Here is a 1,828-nt window from a genome sequence, read left to right as displayed (position 1 = left end):
AAAGAGGCTGGGACAAAACCCTCCTCTGAAATGAAAAAGCCTGTGAAGTTTTACGAGAGTAAAATTTCACAGGCTTTGATTATTTTTTAAATAAAAAATAAGGACATTCTCTGTTAAAATTAAGTTACCACACAAAATCCAAACAGAAAGAAGTGTCCTTATGTTTAAAGATTATAACATGAATCAATTAATTTTTCCTTTAGATTTAGAAGTAAAATTACAAGAGAATGATATTGCCTTCCATGTACATCACTTAGTTGAAAGTATACCACTTGAAGCACTCGAACCATTTCTTCGAAATGAGGGGTGCCCTGCTTATCATCCACGCATGATGTTAAAAATTATTTTATGTGCTTATACACAGTCTGTCTATTCTGGTCGTAAAATCGAAGCACTTTTAAAAGATAGTATCCGTATTATGTGGCTAGCTCAAGGTTATGAGCCAAGCTATCGAACTATTAATCGTTTCCGTGTTCAACCTGAAGTAAAAGAACTAATCCGACAATGTTTCGTGCAATTCCGTTGTCAACTTGTACAAGAGAAATTAATTGATCAAGAAGCTATTTTTATTGATGGTACAAAAATAGAGGCGAATGCGAACAAATTTACATTCGTTTGGAAAAAGGCGATTGAGAAGTATCACAAGAGCTTGATTGAAAAATCAAATCAACTTTACAATGATTTGCTTGAAAAAGAAATCTTACCTGAAATTAAAAGAGAAAGTGATGAACAATTAACACTTGAAGAACTCGACCAAATGGTTCGAAAAGTAGATGAAGTCATTACTGAATATGATCAGAAAATTGAAGCATCATCGAGCGTAGCGGAAAGAAAAGCATTAAGAGGTGAACGAAAATTTCCGAAGAAAGTGCGTAAGCAGCTAACTGATTATATTGTACGTAAACAGAATTATCAACGAGACTTTGAAATCTTTGGCACGCGTAATAGTTATTCGAAAACAGACCATGATGCAACATTCATGCGAATGAAAGATGATTATATGAAAAATGGTCAATTAAAAGCTGGTTATAATGTACAAATAGCAACGGAAGGTCAATACGCACTTGCCTATAGTTTATTTTCAAATCCAACAGATACACTTACTTTAATTCCGTTCCTGGATGAAATTGAGAAACGTTATTTCGAATTACCGAAACATATTGTGGCAGATGCAGGTTATGGAAGTGAACAAAATTATGATGATATCCTTTCTAAGCGTAAACGAGAAGCTCTAGTTACGTATAATATGTATTTGAAAGAACAAAAGAAAAAATATAAACAAAATGAGTTTAACCCAGACAACTGGCAGTATGATGAAGAAAACGATACATACACTTGCCCAAACAACAAACACCTTCCATTTAAATACAAATCTGAACGTACGGATAAAACAGGCTTCAAACGGGAATATAAAGTCTATGAATGTGAAGACTGTTCGGGCTGCCCATTCCGATCATCATGTACAAAAGCTAAAGAAGGTAATAATCGAAAACTAATGGTGAACGAGAAGTGGGAACATCAAAAAGAATATGTGAGAGCGAAGCTTTCAGAAGAAAAAGCAGGTGCCATCTATCGTCAACGTAAGATTGACGTAGAGCCAGTTTTTGGATTTTTGAAGGCCAATTTGCGTTTCACTCGATTTTCTGTTCGTGGCAAATCGAAGGTTGATAACGAAATGGGCCTTGCATTAATGGCCGTGAATTTACGTAAATTCACGGCCAACAGATAAAATTTAATAAGAATTAATAGCAAAAAAAAGACAAAGGAGAAATTGAGTTTACTCAATTTCTCCTAATTCACTATTTGAAGCTAGTTTTGTCCCAGCCTC

1 protein-coding gene is annotated in these 1,828 nt (G+C 34.6%); it reads left to right on the top strand.

The window, feature by feature from the left end; all coding sequences use genetic code 11:
• Positions 1-160 precede the first annotated feature (160 nt).
• Positions 161-1,729 (top strand): IS1182 family transposase, encoded by a 1,569-nt coding sequence (locus ACFYKX_RS27185; RefSeq protein ID WP_389365450.1) that lies wholly within the window; start codon positions 161-163, stop codon positions 1,727-1,729.
• Positions 1,730-1,828: the final 99 nt, after the last annotated feature.

Origin of the sequence: Cytobacillus spartinae (assembly GCF_042865285.1) — a bacterium.
Classification (GTDB): Bacteria; Bacillota; Bacilli; order Bacillales; family Cytobacillaceae; genus Robertmurraya_A; species Robertmurraya_A spartinae.
This window is presented reverse-complemented; position numbering and strand designations above follow the sequence as displayed.

Coding starts and splice junctions, on each gene's coding strand:
- ACFYKX_RS27185 (WP_389365450.1), top strand. CDS start 161: ATGTTTAAAGATTATAACATGAATCAATTAATTTTTCCTTTAGATTTA.